Here is a 20,856-nt window from a genome sequence, read left to right as displayed (position 1 = left end):
CCGGCGCCTAAGGTGGTCACCCAGGGAGGTGGCTCTTGCCCAAGATCATCGGCCGGTCGCTGGAGGAACACCGGCGCGAGGTCCGCAGCAGGGTGTTCGACGTCCTGCGCGGGCAGCTGTACGAGCGCGGGTTCGACGCGATCACGCTCGCGGGTGTCGCCGCCGAAGCGGGCCTCGGCCGCACGGCGATGTACAACCACTTCCCCGACAAGGAAAGCCTGCTGGTCGCCTTCGTCGAGGACGAGGCGACACGGTACGTCGAAAGGCTGAAGGCGGCCGTCGCGACCGCCGACACCCCGGTCGAGAAGCTCTCGACGTTCGTCCGGCTGCAACTACGGGTGCTGGCCGAGTACCACCTGCCACCGGGGACGGCGCTCGCTTCGGCGCTGGCGCCTGCCGCGTACCGGCGGATCAGCGCGCACGCCGACCCCATCACCGGCCAGTTGCGGGAGATCCTCGCCGAGGGGGTGCCGGAGGAGGACCCCGAGCTCTTGATCCCGATGATCACCGCCGCGCTGGGCAGCCGTCAGGTCGTCGACGTACCACCCGAACGGCTGGACGACGCCATCGAAGGAGCCGTCCGCTTCGTGCTCAGAGCGGTGGGAATGCGGGATGACCGGGAAAAACCCGAAAATTAGGGTGCCTAACCCGTAGTTGTGCCTTACGCTCTTTCTGACAGCATGTCAGATCGATGCTTGGAGGCTCTGTCCATGCCGGTGACCACCGACGTCGAATCCGGGCCGTTCTCCGCGACCCTGCGCGCCTCCACCTTGCCCGCCCACGAGCGGGCCAACCACTCCGCGTACATGAACGCGCTGCTCGGCGGTGAACTGTCGCTCGAGGGGTACACCCGGCTGGCGATCCAGTACTACTTCATCTACCAGGCCATCGAACAGGCCGCCGACAAGCTGGCGAAGGATCCGGTGGCAGGCAAGTTCGTCTTCGAGGAACTGCGGCGGCTGCCGAGCCTCGAACGCGACCTCGAACACCTCGTCGGCCCGGACTGGCGCGAGACCGTCCGCCCGCTGGCCTCGACCGAGCGGTACGCGCGGCGCGTGGCCGAGGCGTCGCACTGGTCCGGCGGATTCGTGGCCCACCACTACACCCGCTACCTCGGCGACATCGCGGGCGGCCAAATCATCCGTCGGCTGCTGGAGCGCAAGTACGGGGTGACCGAGGCGGGTTCGCTGTTCTACCACTTCGACCAGCTGGGCAGCGCCCCCAGGTTCCGGGACGACTACCGCGAACAGCTGAATTCGGCGCCGTGGAGCGAGGACGAGCGCGCGCGGCTGATCGAGGAGGCGATCGTGGCCTTCGAGTGCAACATCGCGGTGTTCGACGAACTGGCGAGCGAACTGGACGCTTATCGGGCGGCCTGACCGAGAAAACTTCGGCACTCCTCCAATGATCGCCGTCACACCTCATTGACCTCCACCTAACTGGAGCTAGCAAGGTGGGTTTCAAGCGGCCGCCCTATCGGGTACAGCCGCTAAGGACGAGTCGTTCCACCTGGGGAGAAACGCGGCGCCCCCGGTCGCCGCAAACGGGTGTAGACGACTAAGTTCGTCAGTGGAAACTCAGGTCGAAGACAGAAGGAGGGCCAATGGCCCGCTACGAGCTGCCCGAACTCGACTACGACTACGCGGCCCTCGCACCGCACATCTCGGGCGAGATCAACGAGCTGCACCACAGCAAGCACCACGCGACCTACGTCAAGGGCGCGAACGACACGCTCGACAAGATCGCCGAAGCCCGTGACGCCGGTAACTTCGGCGACATCGTCGGCCTGCAGACCACGCTGGCCTTCCACCTCGCCGGACACGCCAACCACGTCGTGTGGTGGAAGATCCTGTCCCCGGAAGGCGGCGACAAGCCGACCGGCGAGCTGGCGGCGGCGATCGACGAGGCGTTCGGCTCCTTCGACAAGTTCAAGGCGCAGTTCACCGCGGTCGCCACCACGATCCAGGGCAACGGCTGGGCCGCGCTCTCCTGGGACCCGATCGGCAAGACGCTGATCACCCAGCAGCTGCGCGACCACCACAACAACCTGGTCCTGCCGACCACGCCGATCCTGCTGGTCGACGTCTGGGAGCACGCGTTCTACCTGGACTACAAGAACGTGAAGCCGAAGTACGTCGAGGCACTGTGGAACATCTTCAACTGGGCTGAGATCTCCAAGCGGTTCGACAACGCCGTCGCCGGCGGCAACGGCCTGCTGCTCGGCTGAGCACGCACCACGAAAACGGGGCTCTCCCTTCCGGGAGGGCCCCGTTTTTCGTCATTCGGCGGAAACTTGACCTCCAGTGAAGTCGAGGTGCGAAGGTGACCACATGGACGTCGCCGCATATCTCGATCGCCTCGGTCTCGACCGTCCCGCCACCGCGGACGTCGCCGCGCTGCGGATGCTGCAGGAACGCCACCTCGCGGTGGTGCCGTTCGAGAACCTGAGCATCCACCTCGGTGAGCCGATCGTCCTGGACACCGACGCGCTGTTCGACAAGATCGTCCGGCGGCGTCGCGGCGGTTTCTGTTACGAGCTGAACGGCCTCTTCGCCGCGTTGCTGCGGGAACTGGGTTTCGACGTCGCCCTGAAGTCGGCGAAGGTGTTCCGGCCGGACGGCACCCTGGGGCCGCCGTTCGACCACGCGGCGATCAGCGTCGAGCTGGACGAACCATGGCTGGCCGACGTCGGGTTCGGCCGGTTCAGCCGGTTCCCGCTGCGGCTGACCGCCACCGAAGCGCAGGCCGACCCGGAGGGCGAGTTCCTGATCCTCGACGCACCGTTCGGCGACATCGACGTCCTCCGGGACGGCAAGCCCCAGTACCGGATCGAACAGCGGCCGCGCGCACTGGACGAGTTCGTCCCCACGGCGTTTTGGCAGGAGACGTCGCCTGATTCGCATTTCACCGATGGACCGACCTGTTCGCTGCCGGGCGAACACGGCCGGGTCACGCTGGCGGGCGACAAGCTCATCGTCACGACCCACGGCGTCCGCGAGGAGACCAGGCTTTCGAGTGATCCGGAGATCCTGGACGTCTACCGGAAGGAGTTCGGGATCGAACTCGCCCGCGTGCCGATACGGCCTTGACCAGACCGGCGAGGTCATCGACCATGAACCTCCGGCATGAACGAAGCCCCGCCTCCGGGGGTAACCCGGCTGCGGGGCTTCGTCCGTTCCCGAACTGACTGCCGCTCCCACCACGAAGCGGACATGGATGAGGTTAGCCTAACCTCATCTGCCCCGGCAAGGGGTTCGACGGAGAGACGCCGATCTCACCCGGCTGAGTGACGGCAGACTGTTTTCATGAGTCTTTTGAGCGGCAAGGCCGTCGTGATCACCGGCTCCGGACAGGGCTTGGGCAGGGCTTTCGCACACCACGCCGCCGCACAGGGTGCCGCGGTCGTGGTGAACGACGTGGACGCCGACCTCGCCCACGAAGTCGCGGGCGAGATCCGCGCACTGGGCGGGCGCGCCGTGCCGCACGGCGGCTCGGTCGCCGATGCCGGGCAAGCCGCCGGGCTGATCGACCAGTGCGTCGCCGAGTTCGGCGCACTCGACGGCCTGGTCAACAACGCCGGCGTCAACTACCGCGCGGACCCATGGGACGACGACGCCGTCCGGATGCGGGAGGTGGTCGAGGTCAACGTGCTGGGCCCGCTGTACTGCGGCACGGCGGCGGCGAAGGTCATGCGCGATCAGGGCGGTGGCGTGATCGTGAACGTGGGCTCCGGGTCGATGATCGGCCAACGACGCGCGGCCGCATACTCGGCTTCGAAGGGCGCCGTCGCCTCCATGACCGCCTCGTGGGCGGCCGACCTGACCGCGCACGGCATCCGGGTCAACGCCGTCGCGCCGGTGGCCTGGACGCGGATGGCTCAGCACGACCCCAACGTCGTCCAGACCCCGCAGCACTCCCCGGATCGGGTGGCGCCGCTCGTGACCTACCTGCTCAGCGACCTTTCGGCGGGGCTCACCGGGCAGATCCTGCGGTTCCGCGGCGACATCCTGTGCGTGCTGCGCCAGACCGCGATCAAGGATCCCGTCCTCGAACGCGAAGCCTGGACGGTCGAAGACATCGCGGAAGCCATCGACGGCGATCTACGGGCGGCGCTGGAGCCGCCTCCCCCGGCCAGGTGGAAGTGACCGTTTCGAGCCGCTGACCGACGCCGATCCGCGGGCGTGCGCGCGTGACCGGACGACGATGCGGAAATCGGGACACTCACCGTCCCGATTGCCACATCGTCGAACCCACTCACGAGAACCTTTGCCGACTCGCAAGTGCGTCCGATGATCTTCTTGCCGGTGTGCTCCGGAACAAGGACCGGATGACCAGCCACGTGTTCGTCGACGAGAGCAAAGAAGGCGGCTACTTGGTGACGGCCGCCGCGCTGCTTTCGGGCGACCTCACGTCCGCCCGCCAGGCCTTGAAAAGTCTGGTACTGCCAGGACAGCGCCGCCTGCATTTCACCAACGAGAACGACGGACGCCGGAAGCGCATTCTGGACACCATCGCCGAACTTCGGCCGACGGTGAAAATCTACGACGCATCGGCGCACCATCGGCGACGGCAACGCGAAGCCTGCCTGAATGTGTTGATCGAAGACCTCTCGTCCACCGGAACGCGCATGCTTGTCCTGGAAACCGATGAATCCATCGTGACACTCGACCGGAAGACGCTCTATCGAGCCGTACGACGGTACGGCTGCGAGGACGTTCTCGAGTACCGGCATCTCCGAGCTTTCGAAGAACCACTTCTTGCCATCCCCGACGCTCTCGCCTGGTGCTGGCAACGGGGCGGCCATTGGAAGAGCCGCGTACGAGAGATGGTGGACGAGGTCCGCACGGTCTGAGATGCGCGAAACCCGGCCCACCCACCGTCCGGAAGGCTGCCGGGTCCACTTCGCCGATTTAGTAACCAGCGCTGACTCAAGCCTACCGCAACCTGGCTCGAAGCCCCAACTCCCGGAGCTGCCCTGCCGAGTTGGCGTTTCGCAGGACAGGCGCGCCGCGAAGAGCTAGCTTCACCCCGTGGCCACACCGAACGACTACCGCGCCATCGCGCGCAAGACCGACCGTCCGATGTGGATCTGGGCGGGCTGCGCGCTGACGAGTGTCCTTTTGGCGTTCGGTATGGCGATCTTCGTCGCGATCAGCGTCCTGAACAAAGACGACAAGCCCGAAGCCACGCTTCCCGAGATATGGCCGTCCAAGTCCGGCGACCCGCTTCGCCCGGTCGCGATGCCGACGGGCGAGATGGTGGCGGCGCTGACGGGCGAGACGGGAGCGCAGGTGTTGTGCCAGGCGATCCCGGAACAGCGCTGGGAGGAGATCCTCGGCGGCCGCACGCTGCGTGAGGTCTCCACGGCCTGTCACGCGGTGACCGCGGAACTCGACGTCAGCGCCCAGATGATCCCCGCGCTGCCCGAGGACACGAGCCGCGGGGTGCCCACGAAGACCTCCGTCGCCGGCAAGACGGCGGTCGTCGCCACCGACAAGGACGGCACCAGCCTGAGTGTCGAACTGGTCGAGGTCGCCCCGCACAGCGGCGCCTCTCCGGTGCTGAACGTTTCCGTCCGCGCCAGGGTCATCGGGCACCCCGAGACCGCGAACAAGGCGACGGCGCTCGCCGAGGCCTTGATCGCGGGCGCGATGCCGCCGGGGCCGAAGTTGCCGAAAATCGGCGAGGACGGCGAGATCCCGATGCAAGCGGTCGAGCCCGGCCCGATCAAGGACAAACCCCTGCCGGTGATCTCCTGGCTGCTGTGCGGAGAGCTGGGCCGCGCGCTCGGCACCCCGGCGGACACGGCGAAGCCCACCTTTTTCGCCGGCTGCGAGTTGAACGGGGTGACGGCGGACTACAGCGCGCTGTCCTCGACCGTCAAACCGACCACCGCCATCGCGGGACTGCCCGCGCAGGTCACCGACAAGAGCGTCGTCGTGCAACTCACCGCCGATCCGGCCGGGGAGACGCTGAAGTTCAAGGGCACCGGCGATCTGAGCGCCCTCGCCGAGAAGATGATGCCGCCGCTGCTGGGGCGCTAGGCCCGATAGTCCGTCAGGAGGTCGCCGAGCAGCTTCTCGTACGCCTTCCGCTCGAACCTGGCCCCGGTGAACGGGACCTCTTGATCAGGATGGAACGGCTCGTAGTCGTACTGCCGGCCGAATGCCCGCCACTCGACCTCGTCGTCGCCGAAGACGAGCTCGACGCTGTACCCACCGCAGCCGAGGTCGCCGCACAGCGGGCAGAAGAGCAGCGCGACCCGCCCGTCGTCGAAGTCACCGGGCAGACGGCCCAGCAACCGCGACAGGTTCTCGACGGCCCACTCACGCGATCGATCGTCGTCCAGGGACAGCGGTGTCCGCTCCTGCATGGGAACGAGTTCACGCAGGGCGACGCCGTCGATCGTCCAGTCCAGGAACCGGGCCTCGCCGTCGTTCCACCTCGTCACCGAGGGCACGACCCCGAGCGTGTTCACATCCGCTCCCGCTTCAGCACGCGCAGCCCGTTGCCGAACCGCCGCACCGGCAGCCGCACTCCGCCGCGCCGGATCAGCACGACGGCGCACACCACCGCGGCGAGCGCCGAGATCGCGCCGCCGATGTAGAACGGCGAACGCCCACCGAAGGCGTCGGCCATCCAGCCGGTCATCGGCCCTCCAACGGGGTTGCCCCCGATCAGTACCAAGACGTACAGGCCCATCACGCGGCCGCGCATCTCCGGGCTGACCGCGGTCTGCACCAGCGCGTTCGCCGTGTTCAAGAACGTGATCGTAGCGAAGCCCAGCGGGATCAGCGCGAGACCGAAGGTCAGGTAGGTCGGCATGAACGCGGTGACCACTTCGAACGCGCCGAGCAGGAACGCCGAGATCAGCAGCAGCCGCACGCGCGGACCACCGCGGCTGTTGCGGCGGGCGGACATCAGCGCGCCGGTGAAGGTACCGACGGCGACCAGCGTCGACAGGAGGCCGTAGCCGTCGGCGTTGGTGTGGAAGACGTTCGCGGCGACGATCGGCAGAGAGGTGAAGTAGGTGATGCCGAAGGTGCTCACGAAGAACACCAGCACCATCACGGTCATCAGGTCGCTACGCCGCCGGACGTACCGCAGCCCTTCGACGAGTTGCCCCTTCTCGCGCGGGATGACCGGGCCGCGGAAGAGCTTGTCGGGGTTCATCATCGCCAGCGCGGCGATGACGGCGCCGGTGCTCAGCGCGTTCGCGATGAACAGCCAGCCTGTTCCGACCCAGGTGATCGCGAAGCCCGCGATGGCCGGTCCGACGATGCGGGCCATGTTGAAGATCGAGGAGTTGAGCGCGACGGCGTTGGTGACCTTGTCCCTGCCGACCATTTCGGCGACGAACGACTGCCGCGCCGGCACTTCCAGCGCCGCCGTGCAACCGAGGGTGAAGCAGAGGACGTACACCTGCCAGAGCGTCGCGATACCGCTCAGGTCGAGTACGCCGAGGACGATGGCCTGTGTCAGCACGGCGATCTGGATGCCGATCAGCAACCGACGCTTGTCGACGCGATCGGCCAGCACGCCTGCCCACAGCGAGAGGAACAGCGTGGGCAAGAACTGCAGCGCGACCGCGATGCCGAGCGCGATCGGGTTGTTGCCGCTGAGGGTGAACACCAGCCAGTCCTGCGCGATGCGCTGCATCCAGGTGCCGATGTTCGAGATGACCTGGCCGGTGAAGAAGAGCCGGTAGTTGCGCACCTTCAGCGAGGAGAACATGCTCCCGCGCGGCTTGTCCTTGCCGGAGGAGGGTGGCGGCGGAGCGGGTTCGCGAGTAGCGGTGGTCTTCGAAGGACACTGTGTTTCGCTACCCGTGGTCGTCACCGCTGTTAGTTCCCCGCCATCCTGTCGATGATCTCCGCGGCGCGAGAGAGCACTTCGCGTTCCCCCGCGCTCAACTCCGCCAATTGTTTGTCCAGCCAGATCTCCCGTGCGGTGATCTGCTCGATCACGTAGGCCCGGCCGCGGTCCGACAACTCGACGATGGCCTGGCGGCCGTCCGTCGGATGCGGCCTGCGCTCGACGTAATCCATCTCTTCGAGCGCGGCGATCACCCTCGTCATCGATGGGGGCTGAACGCCTTCCTTCGCGGCCAGCTGGCCGGGGGTCAGCGCACCACACTTGTGCAGCGTGGACAGTGCGGACACCTGTGTCAGCGAGATGCCGTCACCGGCGCGCTGTGCCCGTAGCCGGCGATTGAGCCGTACCACCGCGAGACGCAGGCGACTCGCCAGTGAGCGCTCGTGCGTGTCTCCGGACATATAGTTAGCTTACCTCACGATCGGATTCCCGGCCCGTGAGATCGACCACGGGTGACAAAAGTCCAGGTCAGTTGAACGCGGCCTGGATCGGGCCGACGGCGAAGTAGGCGATGAACATCACCGCGATGCCCCACATCAGCGGGTGCACGCCCTTCGCCTTCCCGGTGACCGCGCGGATGACGACGTAGCTGACGAAGCCCGCGCCGATGCCGTTCGCGATCGAGTAGGTGAACGGCATGACCACGATGGTCAGGAAGGCGGGCAGCGCGATGGTGAAGTCGGCGAAGTCGATCTCCTTGACCTGGCTCATCATCAGCGCGCCGACGACGACCAGCGCCGGAGCCGCGGCCTCGACCGGGACGACCTGGTAGAGCGGGGTCAGGAACATCGCCGCGATGAAGAGCACGCCGGTGACGACGTTCGCGAGGCCGGTCCTGGCCCCTTCGGCGATACCGGACGCGGACTCGACGTAGACGGTGTTCGAGCTCGACGACGCGAAGCCGCCCGCCGCGCCCGCGAGGCCGTCGACGAACAGGGCCTTGCCGACGTTCGGGAGTTTGCCGTCCGGCGGCAGGAGATCGGCCTCCTTGGCCAGTCCCGTCATCGAGCCCATGGTGTCGAAGAAGTCCGCCAGCACCAGGGTGAACACCAGCAGTACGACGGTGATGATCGGCAGCCGCGTCCAGGCGCCGAAGGAGATGTCGCCGACCAGCGAGAGATCCGGCAGACCGAGGACCTGTTCGGGCAGCGCCGGGTAGCCGAGGTTCCAGCCCTGCGGGTTGACGCCCTTGGACGGGCCGACCTTCGTGATCGACTCGACGACGATCGCCAGCACGGTCGAGGCGAGCACACCGATCAGGATCGCGCCCTTGACCCGCTTCGCGACCAGGATGCCGGTGACCAGCAGGCCGACGACGAACACCAGCGTCGGCCACGAGGCGATCGAGCCGTTGATGCCGAGCCCGACCGGCACGGTCGTCTTCGCGTCGTCCGGGACGCGGCGGACGAAGCCCGCGTCGACCAGGCCGATCAGCGTGATGAACAGGCCGATGCCGACGGCGATCGCGGATTTGAGCTGTGGGGGCACGGCGTTGAACACCGCCGTGCGGATCCCGGCGAAGACCAGCAGGACGATGACCAGCCCCTCGATCACCACCAGGCCCATCGCCTCGGGCCAGGTCATCTGCGAGGCGAGGCTGACCGCGACCAGGCTGTTGATGCCGAGGCCGGTGGCGATGGCGAACGGGTAGTTCGCGACCAGCCCCATGACGATGGTCAGCACCCCGGCGACCAGCGCGGTGACCGCGGCGACCTGCGGCACGGGAAGGATGTCGCCGACGACGTCCTTGTGCGCGCCCGCATCGGAAGCGGAGAAGCTGCCGATGATCAATGGGTTGAGGACCACGATGTAGGCCATCGTGAAGAAGGTGACGATCCCGCCGCGGATCTCACGCCCCGGTGTCGAGCCGCGCTCGCTGATCTTGAAGTACCGGTCCAGTGTGGACCGGGTGCGCTGCTCCGCCATCGCGTACCACCCTTCGCCCGTTGCCGGGTACCCTTCCCCACGTGGGCGAATCGATCAATTCCGGGGAAGTAAACGGTTCATTGCGGCATACGCCGGAGCTGCCGAAGCGGCTGACCGACCTGACGCCGGTCGTGATCGTAGGTACCTCGCTCTGGGCCGTCGCGACCGTGGTCCTGTTCTTTGTGACCGACGGCATCTGGGTGCAGACGTCGCTCGCCGGCGTCGTGCTCGGCTTCATCGGTCTCGCGATCATCGCCTGGCAGCGCGCCGCGGCCCGCCGCGGTTCGAAAAGCGCTCAACGCTTCTGACGCATTTCGTCCTCTGAATGCGGTACTTGCACACGCAACTACCGCGTTCAGAGGACGAAATGCATCAGTGGAGGGGGCTAGTTCAGGAGGGCGGAGGGTGAAGGGTCGTCGAGGAGGGCCGTGAGGACGTGCCGGTCGGCCCACCGGTCCGTGGCCCAGGCGAACGCCCGCGCGAGACCTTCCGGGGTGTCGGCGGCGTGCAGCCTGCCGTCCGACCACCAGGCGACGTCGCGTTCGGCGTCCTCGAAGGACACCGTCAGCGTCTCGTGCAGCAGCACCCCGCCGTCGGGCAGTTCGACGCCCAGCTGATCGGCGGCCAGCCGCAACGCGGAAAGCTCGGTCCACGGCACGTATTCGCCGTCGTCGGTGACCTTGGCGTCGAGGCCGCTCGCCACCGGCAGATCCAGCAGCTCCGCCAGCGCCCCGGCCCCGCTCGCCGTGACGACCATCCGGTCCGGGGCCAGCACGGCGGCGAACCACGGGACGTCGAGTACGACGGCGTTCCGGGCGTCGACGGCCGAACCGTCCGCGACCCGGACGCGATCCGGCGCGTCGATGTCCACTTCGGACTCGGCGAGCGCCGCGTGCGCCCGGGACGCGAGCCCGGGGCTCACCGTGCGCTCGGGATCTCCCAGCCGCTCCAGTAGCTCTTCGACGTCTTCGGCGGTGTCGACCGTCAGGGCGGTCCGCACTCCGGCGGCGAGCAGGATCTCCTTGCTCAGCCCCGAATCCGGGACGACGTCGTAGAGTCCGGCCAGCGCGGCCGCCTCGGGCATCCGCCAGTCGAGCGGCGCGTGTCCGGCCAAAAGGGCGTATCGCGCGAGCCACCAGCCGGTGTGCCCACCGGGTTCGGTCAGGGCACGCCAGGTATCCGGGCGGGCCGCGAGCAGCCGCAGCGCCTCGGGCCAGGTGTCGTCGGCCACGAGGTCGAGATCGCGTACGGCGAGCACCCGTGACGGCGGTTTCTCCCGCGCGTCCCACCAGTCGTGTTCGTCGGGCAGGCCGTGCTCGGGTTCCAGCGGATCGTCGTCGGAAACGATCGCGAACGAATCGAGGACACCGACCGCGACCAGCGTGGACACCGGCCAGTCCTCGGCGAACTCCTCGTCCAGAATGGACAGTGGCCCGTCTTCTTCGAAGACCTCGGGGTCGAAGACGTCACCGAGCGGCGAAGTCGGCAGGACGAGTTCGTCCGCGCGCCGCCAACCGTCTTCGCCGGGCAAGGCCAAGGCACTCGCCCATTCGGGCGCGTCGTCGCCGACTTCGGCGATCAGGCGGAGCACCGCACCCGCGAGCGCCATACCGTCCAAACCAGACTGGACATCCTCGACACTGCGCTCGACGGCGGCGCTCAGCGCGTCGGCTTCGAGCAGGTCGCCCGCCTCGGCGTGCTTGGCGCCCAAGCGTTCCAGCAACGGATGCGCGGCGACCGGGTGCACGAGCCGAAGCCCGAGAATGTCCACATCGGACAGCAGTTCGAGCAGCTCCGCCGAACCACCGACGAGCAGCGCGTCACGCACCCCCGGCAACGTGCGGCCGTCCGACATCGGCACCGGCAAGCCGCCGAGGTCGTCCTTGGTGAGGTCGTGTGCTTCGAGCGCCGGGAGCAGCACGTCGTAGAGCGAGTGCCACCACGAGGGCTCGCGCTGGATGCCGGTCAGCAGTTCGATGGCCTCGGCAGGCGAAAGCGAGCGCGCACCGACGGCGCGAAGGTCCACACCGGACAGCGAAACCAGTCCTGGCACGAGATCGGCCAGCAGCGGCGCCAATCCCGGAATGTCGACCGACAGGACTCGTGCCTGGCGACCCGGCAGATCGTCACCCTCTTGCGCGGGGAGCCAAGGGGAATCGGTGAGGTTCTCCAAGATGGCTTCGCGCAGTGTTCCGTCCACAGTGGAACGCGGAAAGCCTCCGCCGGGTACGAGCGCCAGGCGTTCCTCGGCAGGCAGGGAACGGACGAGTTCGACGTACTCCCGCGCGGCGCTCTTCAGAGCCGCCGTCAGCTCCGGGCCGGGCAGCGCGCGGCGGCGCGACGGCTCGATCGGCAGCGTCGCGATCAGCCGCGCGGGCAGGGAGAGTTCGTCGTCGGTGGGGGTCGGCGCGTGCAGGACGTCGTCACCGAGCGGCCGCGGCGATCCGGATCCGTCCAGCGGGACCGCCCAGACGACCTCGCCGCGGTGAACCTGCCAGCGGTCGGCGGAGCCATCCGGCGACGAGAGTTCGACGACGCCGTCGCCAAGCTCGGTCCGGCGCCAGACACCGCCTTCGATCTCGATGCTCTCCAGCCAGGACAAGGTGAGCAGCAGGTCTCCGGTGTCGCTCGCCAGCTCCGCCAGCAGAGCGGGGAGATCGACGTCGTCGCGCACCGGCAGCCGGACCTCGGTGGTGAAACCGTCCGGCACGGGAGGTTCGTCGGCCGAGACCGGCCACGGCAGCCGAAGAACGGGAACGTCGCCGGTGCGGGCTGCCTCCGTTCGCGTGCGGGTCGCGGAGAACGCGACACCGCCGGTCGTCGAGACGATCCGCGGTTCGGCGGAAACCGTGAGCACGGCGGCGAAACCGACGCCGAAGCGGCCGACCGTGTCGTCACCCTTGCCGGAAGCACGAAGCGAGGCAAGGGATTCGACACCCCGGGCGTCCAGTGGCGCACCCGTGTTGGCGAACCTCAGCTCACCGTCCACAACGGACACCCGAAGCCTGCCACGCTCACCGGCGGCCAAGGCGGCGTCGGCGGCGTTCTGCGCGAGTTCGACGAACAGCCGGTCACGGTAGCCGCCGACGCGGAGATCGTTCTCGGTGTTGGTGTCTTCGGTGAAGCGCGTCGGCGAATCCGCCCACGCGCGCAGGACGGCCGTGCGTAACCGCTCGGTGCCGAACGGGTCAGTGCTCACTGGCACTTTCGGCTTCGACCTGTGCCTCGTCGGCGGTGGTCTCGGTGTCCTCGGCGGTCTCCGGTTCGACTTCGGGCTGGACCTCGGCGGTCTCGGGCACCTCGGCGATCGGGGCCTCGGCCTCGTCGACCACGGGCGCCTCGGCGGGCTCGGGCTCCGGCTCCGGGGTTTCCTCGGCAGGGGCTTCCGGCGCGGCCTCGTAGTCGATCAGCGAGTCGTCGTAGACCAGTTCCGCCACCGGGACCGACGAGGTCACCTCGACCTCGATCTCGGAATGCGCGCCGCAGCCGTACTCGACGTCGACGACGTGGCCGTCCGCCGGGGAGATGTCATTGGTGCACGCGCCGAAGGCCGCGCTGAGCGACCCCGCGAGCGGCACGAAGAACCCGCAGCTTCCGCAGACGTCCGGCGCGCTGCGCGCCATGTCCGACCGGGGGCCGAATTCGCCGCCGTGCCAGCGGGCGGCGGCGTCGAGCCTGCCGTACCGGGAAAGCACGTGGACCCGGCCGAGCCCGGTCTCCATGGCGACCGCTTCGACCGCGGGGTCATCGGACGCCAGATACGCCGGAGCGAGCCGGGGGTCGTCCTTCTCCGTCGGAAAGATGTCACCGACGCCGAGATCGCCTGCCTGCACCCGGCGGTCCCACGGCACCCACGCCGGGGCGACCCGCGCCTCCGGACCGGGGATGAGCACGACCTCGCTGATCGTGATCGGCTGGTCCGCGCCGGCCAGCGCGACCGTCACCGACCAGCGCCAACCCCGATAACCCGACACGGTCGCTTCGAACAGGTGACTGGCGGAAACCGCGTCCTCACGTTCGACGCCGACGTGCGCGCCGACCTGATCGGGACCGGCGTCCGCCAGCACCGCGTCGCGGGCGAGGTCGACCGCCTCGGCGAGTTTGCGCTGGATAGAGCCGTCGTCCAGGGTCAACAGCAGGGTCATACCCCCATTCTGCCGCACGCCGTCTCGCCGTCCATGTCAGGCTGTCCGCGTGCGCACGCTGCTGACCACATCGCTCCTCCTCGCCGCCGTTCTCGGTGGCTGCGCCGCCGCGCCGGTGAGCGAGGCGCGCCCGCCCTCGCCCGAAAAGCTCAAGGTGCGGGTGCTCTCGGCACTGCCGCACGACCCGGCCGCCTTCACCCAGGGGCTCGAGTTCTCCGGCGAGACGCTGTACGAGGGGACCGGGCTGGTCGGGAAGTCGTCGATGCGGGCCGGGCCCGCGGGTGCGGCGCCCGCGGTCCGGCAGGAACTTCCCGGGCTGTTCGGCGAAGGCATCACCGTGCTCGGGCCGACGGCCTGGCAGATCACCTGGCAGGACGGCGTCGCGATCGAACGTGACGCCAAGACGCTGGCCGAACGCCGTCGCGTGCCCTACACCGGCGAGGGCTGGGGCCTCTGTCACCGCGAGGGCACCGGGCAACTGGTGATGAGCGACGGCTCGTCGAAACTGACTTTCCGCGATCCGGTGTCCTTCGCGCCGACGGGAAACGTCGAGGTCGGGCGTGACCAGCTGAACGAACTGGAGTGCGTCGGCGACTCGGTCTACGCGAATGTGTGGCAGACGGAGAAGATCCTGCGGATCGACGCCGCGTCCGGGCGCGTCACCGGTGAAATCGACGCGTCGGGATTGCTCGACGCGGGCGAGCGGAGTTCCGCCGACGTCCTCAACGGCATCGCGGCGGTGCCGGGGACCGACGAGTTCCTGATCACCGGCAAGCTCTGGCCCAAGATGTTCCGGGTGAAGTTCGTCCCTGTCCCCTAGAAAGCAGTGATGAACGCGCGAAGCGGTCCCCGCGTAGGGCAGGATTGAGGGGTGGGAATCTTCGGCACGAACTCTGGACCCGACGGCACGCGTTCCGGCCGGTCGGGCAAGGAGCGTGGCCGCAAGAGCAAGCGCAAGTGGACGCCGGAGCCCGGCGCCGCCCATGCACGCAACTGGTCGACTCCGCCCCCGACCCGTGTCGAGCAGCAGCCGGTTCCGCCCGCTCCCCCACGCGCGGCCCGGCCCCAGCCCCACTACCAGCCGCATCCGGCGGGGCCGACCGCCGACGAGGCACGCACCAGCGCGATCCCGATGGGGCACCACCAGCCACCGCCTCGGACCCCGCCGCCACCCCCGCAGACGCCGCCCCGCGGCGCGCGGCCGTATCCCGATCCTTCGCAGCGGCAAACCGAACCCGTCCGGCGTCGTCCGGGCGGGTTCTACGACGAGCACCCGCCCGGCAGCGGCGAATACGAGCACTACGACACCGGTGGCTACGCCGGTGAACCGCGGGTCGCCGAGGAATTCCCGCAGGAGCACCCCACGACCGCGGTCCCGCCGCGGGCGGGCTCCCTGCCGAAGATGCCGAAGAAGATCACGGTCACCCGGGTCGCGGCGATGCGCAGCCGTCAGCTCACCGGACAGGCCGTCGGCGCGTTCCAGCGCGCGACGAAGGCGGACGGCGCCGACAAATCGGGCCTGACTTCGCTGACTTACGCGGTGATGCTGAACTACGCCAGCGACGCCGCGATGGCGATCGCGCTGGCCAACACGCTGTTCTTCGCCGCCACCAGCGGGGAGAGCAAGGGCAAGGTCGCGCTCTACCTGCTCATCACGATCGCCCCGTTCGCGCTGGTCGCGCCGGTGATCGGCCCGGCACTGGACAAGATCCAGCGCGGCCGCAGGCTCGCGATGTGCGTGTCTTCGGCCGGTCAGGCGCTGATGGCCATCGTGATGGCACTGCACTTCGACGACTGGCTCCTCTACCCGGCGGCGCTGGGCATGATGGTGCTTTCGAAGTCGTTCACCGTGCTCAAAGCGGCGGTGACCCCGCGAGTGCTGCCACCCGAGATCACCCTTTCGAAGACGAACGCCCGGCTCACCGTGTTCGGCCTCGTCGCCGCCGGCGCGTTCGGCGCGCTGGCGAGCGGGGTCAACGCGATCTGGGGTTCGCAGGGCGCGCTGTGGTTCACCATGCTGATCTGCGTCGCCGCCGCCGTGCAGTCGATGCGCATCCCGTCGTGGGTCGAAAAGACCGAGGGCGAGGTGCCCGCCTCGCTGTCCGCCCACCCCGAACGGCGGGTCAAGAAGCAGCGGCAGCCGATGGGGCGGCAGATCGTGGTCTCGTTGTGGGGCAACGGCACCGTCCGCGTGCTGACCGGATTCCTGATGATGTTCTCCGCGTTCGCGGTGAAAGCGCAGGCCGAGGGCAGCGGGCAGAGCCCCTTCGACCAGTTGCTGCTGCTCGGCATCATCGGCGCCGCCGCCGGTGCCGGTGGTTTCCTGGGGAACGCGCTCGGTTCGCGGCTGCACTTCGGCAAACCGGATCAGGTGATCCTGGCCTGTGTCGGCGCCTGTCTGGGCATCGCGATCATCGCCACCGTGGCGGCCGGGCTGGCGACGGCGGCGATCGTCGCGCTCGTCGGCGCGACCGCGAGCGCGCTGGCGAAGATCAGCCTCGACGCCGTCATCCAGGAAGACCTGCCGGAAGAGTCGCGGGCGTCGGCGTTCGGGCGGTCGGAGACGGTGCTGCAGATGTCCTGGTGCTTCGGCGGTGCCGTCGGCCTGCTGCTGCCGCCGACGTACTGGATCGGGTTCCTCGTGCTGTCGATCCTGCTGGCCGTCGGGTTCACCCAGACCCTTCTGGTCCGGCGCGGGACTTCGCTGATCCCGGGGCTCGGCGGCGACCGGCCGCTGCGCCCGCAGCCGACCAGCGAAACCCCGGTCCCGTCGGAGGCCGGTGACTCCCGGTGGCGGCCGGGCTCGTAATCTTCACCGTATGCGGCGACTTCGTATCTTGGCCCTGCTCGCGGCGGGTGGTTTCGTGGTGGCCGGTTGCTCGGCCCCCGGCCCCGAAGAGGTGACCTTCTTCGCCGACGGGAAGACGGTGAACGTCACCCCGCTGGCGTCCTGCGACATCAAGAGCGCCCAGTGCACGACCAGGCCCGACGCCGCGGGCAAGCTGCGCGTCCGGCCGGGGAAGCCGGTGCAGATCTCGGTGCCGAGCGGGATCGCGGAAACGCCGTGGAAGGTCACGGTGCAGTACGTGAACGGCAAGGGCGAGCCGCAGGAACTGAAGCAGGACATCATCACGTCGCTGGACCGGTTCGCCTACACGGTGAGGACGCCGAAGCCCGACGACCAGATCCTCGTCGTCGAGGTCGCGCAGGCTTCGGTGATCAGCCAGACCGGTCGACCGGAGGACGCCGAAGCGGTCACGACGGCGATCTGGTCGCTGCAGGTGGAGCCACCGGCCGCCTGAGGGAGCAAGGAGGCCTTCACGGACCGGGCACCCGGCGATCGACCACAGCCAGAGTCCACCAGGTACCCAAGACACCGCGATGGCCGTAAGACGCGCCATGAAAGGTCCTTTCCTTGCAAATTTTGCAAGGAAAGGACCTTTCATGGCACTTGAGAGCGCTTGAGAGCCGCCGATCAGGGATCGAGGTCCCGGGCGACGGCGCGCATGATCTCGGCGATCTGCTTGGTGTTCTTGCGGTCCGGGTAGCGGTTGCGCCGCAGGTCCGGCTGCACCTTGAGCTCGAGCAGCTTGATCATGTCCTCGATGAGCCCGTGCAGCTCCTCGGCGGGACGACGACGCGCCTCGGCGACCGAGGGCGGCGGGTCCAAGAGCCGGACGGAGAGCGCTTGCGGGCCCCGGCGACCGTCGGCGACACCGAACTCGAGGCGCTGACCCGCCTTGAGTCCTTCGACGCCCTGCGGCAGCGCGGCTTTGCGGATGTAGACGTCGGCGCCCCCATCCTGGGTGACGAAACCGAAACCCTTCTCCGCGTCGTACCACTTGACCTTGCCGGTCGGCACTTCCCTCACCAGTCCTTTGCTGTCCCGCTCACAACGAACGCGCCCGGGGGCGTACCCAGGGCGCGCGTCCCATAAGCCTATCCCGCCACATGCCCTGTGGAGAAGCGGATACCGGCGGTTACCCTTTGCTTCATGGAGACCGCAGTAAAGGAGGCCGCTGTGGCCGTCCCCGGAAAGCCCGGTAAACCGATCCTCATGCGCGTGGGCATCGGCCTGTTCGCGATCGGCATGATCGCCGTCACAGCCGTGTTCATCCTGTTCGCCGCCGGGCTGGAGAACCTGCCGGTATGGCTGTCCGCCGCGGCCGGCGTGATCACCCCGCTGGGTCTGGCGCTCGGTCTGATCGCCCTGGTTCGCGAGGCTCGGCGAAAGAGCTGAACCAGCCGGGGAACTCGGTCAGCGAGTCGAGCACCACGTCGGCGCCTTCCGCGAGCAGTTCGGCCTTGCTGCACGGGCCCGTCGTGACCCCGACGGGCACGGCGCCCGCCGCCAGCGCGCCGCGGACGTCACCGAGGTGGTCTCCCACGTAGACCCGGGCGCCGTGCTCGGTGAGCGCGGCGGCCTTCTCCGTCGACCACAGCTCCCCGACCAGCACGTCGACCTCGAGGCCGAGCGCGTCGAGGTGGAGTTTCGCGTTGGGGGCGAACTTGCCGGTGACGACGACCGTGCGGCCACCGGCCGCGCGGACGGCGTGGAGTGCTTCGGCCGCGCCGGGCAGCGCGACCGTCACCGGCACGACGACCTCCGGGTACATCGCGCGGAACCGCGTCACCAGCTCCGGGATGCGCTCCTCCGGCGCCCCGAACCCCCGCAGGCTGTCGTCGAGGGGCGGGCCGAGGTTGGCCGCGAAGAACTCGCCGTCCAGCGGCAGGCCGGATTCCACGCCGAGCGCGTTCATCACCGCGACCATGCCCGGTCGCGGATCGATCAGTGTCATGTCGAGGTCGAACCCCACGGTGATGCCCACGCCGCCACGGTAGCCGCCACCACCGACTGATTTACACAGGATCGGAATCCGTCAACGCCTTTGACATGGGTGCGATGTGTGTCAAGCTGGAAGTGTGGGCGAGATCACGAGCTTCTCCGATCGCACCAAGGCCTCTCTGCGGGAGGCGCTGCTCGACGCCGCCACCGAACTGCTCCCGGAGCGCGGCTACACGGCGCTGCGCATGGCGGACGTCGCCACGCACGCCGGGGTGAGCAGGCAGACCGTCTACAACGAGTTCGGCAACAAGGCCGCGCTCGCCCAGGCCGTCGTGCTCCGGACGACGTCGGAGTTCCTGGACGGTATCCGGCTGCGGGTCGAGCACGCGGAAGACCTCCTCGCCGGGATCCGCGAGGCGGTCGTCTACACGATCGAGCACGCCCGGGAGAACCGCCTGGTCGCCACGACCCTCGGTACCGAAGCGGGCGAGGACCTTCTTCCGTTTCTCACCACCAAGGGCGAACCGATCCTGACCGCGGCCACCGAGGTCGCGGCCGGGCAGTACCGCGAGTTCGAACCGTCACTCTCGCCGGAATCCGCCGCGCTGCTGGCGGAGACCGTCGTGCGGCTCTCCCTGTCCCATCTCGTCATGCCGACGCATCCGGCCGACGAGGCGGCGGCCGCGGTCGTCGCCGTGCTGGCGCCGTCCATCCGGGCGCTGACCACCGATTCGTCCACAATGGAGTGACACGAAGGGGTACGTCATGACCGATACGCTTCCCGAGTTGCGGACCGGTTTTTCCTCCTTGCGCAAGGGCGGCCTCAACTGGGATTCGTTCCCGCTGCGGCTGTTCGCCAAGGGCAACAAGAAGTTCTGGAACCCCGCCGACATCGACTTCTCCCGCGAACGCGAAGGCTGGGACACTCTCAACCCGGAACAGCAGCGGTCGACGACGTACCTGGTGGCGCAGTTCATCGCGGGCGAAGAGGCGGTCACCGAAGACATCCAGCCGTTCATGCGGGCGATGTCCGCGACCGGCCGTTTCGGCGACGAGATGTACCTGACGCAGTTCTGTTTCGAAGAGGCCAAGCACACCGAGGTGTTCCGTCGCTGGATGGACGCGGTCGGACTGACCGAAGACCTGCATCCGTACGTCGCGGAGAATCCGCACTACCGCAAGCTTTTCTACGAAGAGCTGCCACAGTCGCTGCGCGCGCTGGAGGACGATCCCAGTCCGCTCAACCAGATCCGCGCGAGCGTCACCTACAACCACGTCATCGAAGGCAGCCTCGCGCTGACCGGGTACTACTCGTGGCAGCTGATCTGCACCCAGCACGACATCCTGCCCGGCATGCAGGAACTGGTGCGCCGCATCGGCGACGACGAACGCCGTCACATGGCTTGGGGAACCTTCACGTGCCGTCGCCACGTGGCCGCCGACGACTCGCTGTGGGACGCGGTACAGCAGCGGATGGGCGAGCTGCTTCCCCACGCGCTCAACATGATCCAGTGGGTGCAGGACCAGTTCGAGGAGATCCCGTTCGACAACGATCCGCAGGAGATCATCCAGTACGCCGCCGACCGCGCGCAGCGACGTCTCGGCGCGATCGAGTCCGCGCGCGGGATGCCGGTGGAACAGATCGACCTCGACTACTCGCCGGAAAACCTCGAAGAGACCTTCGGCGAGGAAGACGCGAAGGCGATCGCCGAGGCCGCTGCCGCTGTGACGGCTTAACGAGTGGAGGCTCCCTTCCCTCGGTTGAGCCGCGCAGGTCGGTTTTCGCGGAGGTTGAACTCACGTTAGGTCGGCGAAAGCGTACTGGGGCCCCGGGACGCTGCGATGAGGAGAGGGCCGTGCTGTGAAGGGCCCCTTGTCGTATTCGTTCATCCACGGTGTGGCGCTTGACCGGTTGCCGGTCCACGGGTCGTGATCGGCATGAGCTTGATCAACGGAAGATCGGGGACGTTGAGCGTCCTGGATCTTCCGTTGATCAAGAAGGCGTGAGGCTGCGCGACGATTCCCGCGGAACCACCACCCTCGTGCAGGTAGGCATCGACCGGACACGGAGTCGGGTACCGATGTCCCTTGTGGACAGTCAAGGGTGTGCCATGTCTCAGCGGG

General features: G+C 68.2%; 22 protein-coding genes. 14 read left to right on the top strand and 8 right to left on the bottom strand.

Features of this window, described 5'->3' with window-relative positions:
• Nucleotides 1-35 precede the first annotated feature (35 nt).
• The 7 genes from AVL48_RS04595 (at nucleotide 36) to AVL48_RS04565 (ending at nucleotide 6,044) form a co-directional block, all read left to right on the top strand.
• The gene (locus tag AVL48_RS04595) at nucleotides 36-638 is read left to right on the top strand and encodes a TetR/AcrR family transcriptional regulator (RefSeq protein WP_061984925.1); all 603 of its coding nucleotides are present in this window, start codon (nucleotides 36-38) and stop codon (nucleotides 636-638) included.
• A 72-nt stretch (nucleotides 639-710) separates the two neighbouring features.
• Nucleotides 711-1,379, top strand: coding sequence for a biliverdin-producing heme oxygenase (locus AVL48_RS04590; protein WP_061984927.1), 669 nt, complete (start codon nucleotides 711-713; stop codon nucleotides 1,377-1,379).
• Between the two features lie 224 nt (nucleotides 1,380-1,603).
• A complete protein-coding gene (locus AVL48_RS04585) occupies nucleotides 1,604-2,227 on the top strand; it encodes a superoxide dismutase (RefSeq protein ID WP_061984929.1) in 624 nt (207 codons plus the stop codon).
• A 103-nt stretch (nucleotides 2,228-2,330) separates the two neighbouring features.
• Complete coding sequence (locus AVL48_RS04580) at nucleotides 2,331-3,089, top strand: arylamine N-acetyltransferase family protein (protein WP_061984931.1); 759 nt, start codon at nucleotides 2,331-2,333, stop codon at nucleotides 3,087-3,089.
• Between the two features lie 216 nt (nucleotides 3,090-3,305).
• Entirely contained in the window at nucleotides 3,306-4,145 is an 840-nt protein-coding gene (locus AVL48_RS04575; RefSeq protein ID WP_061984933.1) for an SDR family NAD(P)-dependent oxidoreductase, read from the top strand.
• 194 nt (nucleotides 4,146-4,339) lie between these two features.
• Nucleotides 4,340-4,852: a hypothetical protein gene (locus AVL48_RS04570; protein ID WP_244162405.1), complete on the top strand. Its 513-nt coding sequence runs from the start codon at nucleotides 4,340-4,342 to the stop codon at nucleotides 4,850-4,852.
• A gap of 178 nt (nucleotides 4,853-5,030) precedes the next feature.
• On the top strand, nucleotides 5,031-6,044 hold the full coding sequence (locus tag AVL48_RS04565; protein ID WP_061984936.1) for a hypothetical protein: 1,014 nt from the start codon (nucleotides 5,031-5,033) through the stop codon (nucleotides 6,042-6,044).
• On the opposite strand, the gene AVL48_RS04560 is transcribed toward AVL48_RS04565, so the two are convergent.
• The 4 genes from AVL48_RS04560 to AVL48_RS04545 all read right to left on the bottom strand — a co-directional run bounded on the left by AVL48_RS04560 (nucleotide 6,041) and on the right by AVL48_RS04545 (nucleotide 9,801).
• Entirely contained in the window at nucleotides 6,041-6,478 is a 438-nt protein-coding gene (locus AVL48_RS04560; protein WP_061984937.1) for a hypothetical protein, read from the bottom strand. The two genes, AVL48_RS04565 and AVL48_RS04560, sit on opposite strands and share 4 nt — an antisense overlap.
• Nucleotides 6,475-7,734, bottom strand: a complete 1,260-nt coding sequence (locus tag AVL48_RS04555) for an MFS transporter (protein ID WP_061984939.1) — start codon at nucleotides 7,732-7,734, stop codon at nucleotides 6,475-6,477. Before AVL48_RS04555 ends, AVL48_RS04560 begins: the two co-directional genes overlap by 4 nt.
• 110 nt (nucleotides 7,735-7,844) lie before the next feature.
• Nucleotides 7,845-8,276 (bottom strand): MarR family winged helix-turn-helix transcriptional regulator, encoded by a 432-nt coding sequence (locus AVL48_RS04550; RefSeq protein ID WP_061984941.1) that lies wholly within the window; start codon nucleotides 8,274-8,276, stop codon nucleotides 7,845-7,847.
• Between the two features lie 67 nt (nucleotides 8,277-8,343).
• Entirely contained in the window at nucleotides 8,344-9,801 is a 1,458-nt protein-coding gene (locus AVL48_RS04545) for an NCS2 family permease (RefSeq protein WP_061984943.1), read from the bottom strand.
• 80 nt (nucleotides 9,802-9,881) lie between these two features.
• On the opposite strand from AVL48_RS04545, the gene AVL48_RS04540 reads away from it, so the two are divergent.
• The gene (locus AVL48_RS04540; protein ID WP_061984945.1) at nucleotides 9,882-10,109 is read left to right on the top strand and encodes a DUF2530 domain-containing protein; all 228 of its coding nucleotides are present in this window, start codon (nucleotides 9,882-9,884) and stop codon (nucleotides 10,107-10,109) included.
• 77 nt (nucleotides 10,110-10,186) lie between these two features.
• On the opposite strand, the gene AVL48_RS04535 is transcribed toward AVL48_RS04540, so the two are convergent.
• Together AVL48_RS04535 and AVL48_RS04530 are read right to left on the bottom strand one after the other, a co-directional pair.
• Nucleotides 10,187-13,000: a sacsin N-terminal ATP-binding-like domain-containing protein gene (locus tag AVL48_RS04535; protein ID WP_061984947.1), complete on the bottom strand. Its 2,814-nt coding sequence runs from the start codon at nucleotides 12,998-13,000 to the stop codon at nucleotides 10,187-10,189.
• Nucleotides 12,990-13,946, bottom strand: coding sequence for a DUF3027 domain-containing protein (locus AVL48_RS04530; RefSeq protein WP_061984949.1), 957 nt, complete (start codon nucleotides 13,944-13,946; stop codon nucleotides 12,990-12,992). The genes AVL48_RS04535 and AVL48_RS04530 overlap by 11 nt, the downstream gene beginning before the upstream one ends.
• Nucleotides 13,947-13,995: 49 nt before the next feature.
• Between AVL48_RS04530 and AVL48_RS04525 the strand changes: the two genes are divergently transcribed.
• From AVL48_RS04525 to AVL48_RS04515, 3 genes are read left to right on the top strand one after another with little or no spacing between them, the layout of a single operon-like run.
• Entirely contained in the window at nucleotides 13,996-14,766 is a 771-nt protein-coding gene (locus tag AVL48_RS04525) for a glutaminyl-peptide cyclotransferase (RefSeq protein WP_061984951.1), read from the top strand.
• 51 nt (nucleotides 14,767-14,817) lie between these two features.
• Nucleotides 14,818-16,755: an MFS transporter gene (locus AVL48_RS04520; protein WP_061984953.1), complete on the top strand. Its 1,938-nt coding sequence runs from the start codon at nucleotides 14,818-14,820 to the stop codon at nucleotides 16,753-16,755.
• Between the two features lie 28 nt (nucleotides 16,756-16,783).
• Complete coding sequence (locus tag AVL48_RS04515; protein ID WP_061985214.1) at nucleotides 16,784-17,248, top strand: DUF2771 family protein; 465 nt, start codon at nucleotides 16,784-16,786, stop codon at nucleotides 17,246-17,248.
• Between the two features lie 173 nt (nucleotides 17,249-17,421).
• Here AVL48_RS04515 and AVL48_RS04510 read toward each other — a convergent pair whose 3' ends face one another.
• On the bottom strand, nucleotides 17,422-17,808 hold the full coding sequence (locus AVL48_RS04510; protein ID WP_016337551.1) for a cold-shock protein: 387 nt from the start codon (nucleotides 17,806-17,808) through the stop codon (nucleotides 17,422-17,424).
• A 132-nt stretch (nucleotides 17,809-17,940) separates the two neighbouring features.
• Between AVL48_RS04510 and AVL48_RS04505 the strand changes: the two genes are divergently transcribed.
• Nucleotides 17,941-18,186: a hypothetical protein gene (locus tag AVL48_RS04505; RefSeq protein ID WP_063054078.1), complete on the top strand. Its 246-nt coding sequence runs from the start codon at nucleotides 17,941-17,943 to the stop codon at nucleotides 18,184-18,186.
• Here AVL48_RS04505 and AVL48_RS04500 read toward each other — a convergent pair.
• Nucleotides 18,122-18,775: an HAD family hydrolase gene (locus tag AVL48_RS04500; RefSeq protein ID WP_061984957.1), complete on the bottom strand. Its 654-nt coding sequence runs from the start codon at nucleotides 18,773-18,775 to the stop codon at nucleotides 18,122-18,124. The two genes, AVL48_RS04505 and AVL48_RS04500, sit on opposite strands and share 65 nt — an antisense overlap.
• Nucleotides 18,776-18,869: 94 nt before the next feature.
• Here AVL48_RS04500 and AVL48_RS04495 point away from each other — a divergent pair, with 94 nt between their 5' ends.
• Nucleotides 18,870-19,481, top strand: a complete 612-nt coding sequence (locus AVL48_RS04495; protein ID WP_177242345.1) for a TetR/AcrR family transcriptional regulator — start codon at nucleotides 18,870-18,872, stop codon at nucleotides 19,479-19,481.
• A gap of 16 nt (nucleotides 19,482-19,497) precedes the next feature.
• Nucleotides 19,498-20,469: a R2-like ligand-binding oxidase gene (locus tag AVL48_RS04490; protein WP_061984959.1), complete on the top strand. Its 972-nt coding sequence runs from the start codon at nucleotides 19,498-19,500 to the stop codon at nucleotides 20,467-20,469.
• The last annotated feature ends 387 nt before the right edge of the window (nucleotides 20,470-20,856 follow it).

The sequence above is a fragment of the Amycolatopsis regifaucium genome (assembly GCF_001613935.1).
Lineage (GTDB): Bacteria > Actinomycetota > Actinomycetes > Mycobacteriales > Pseudonocardiaceae > Amycolatopsis > Amycolatopsis regifaucium.
Note: the sequence above shows the minus strand (reverse complement) of the source record. Positions and strands in the feature narration are given on the sequence as shown.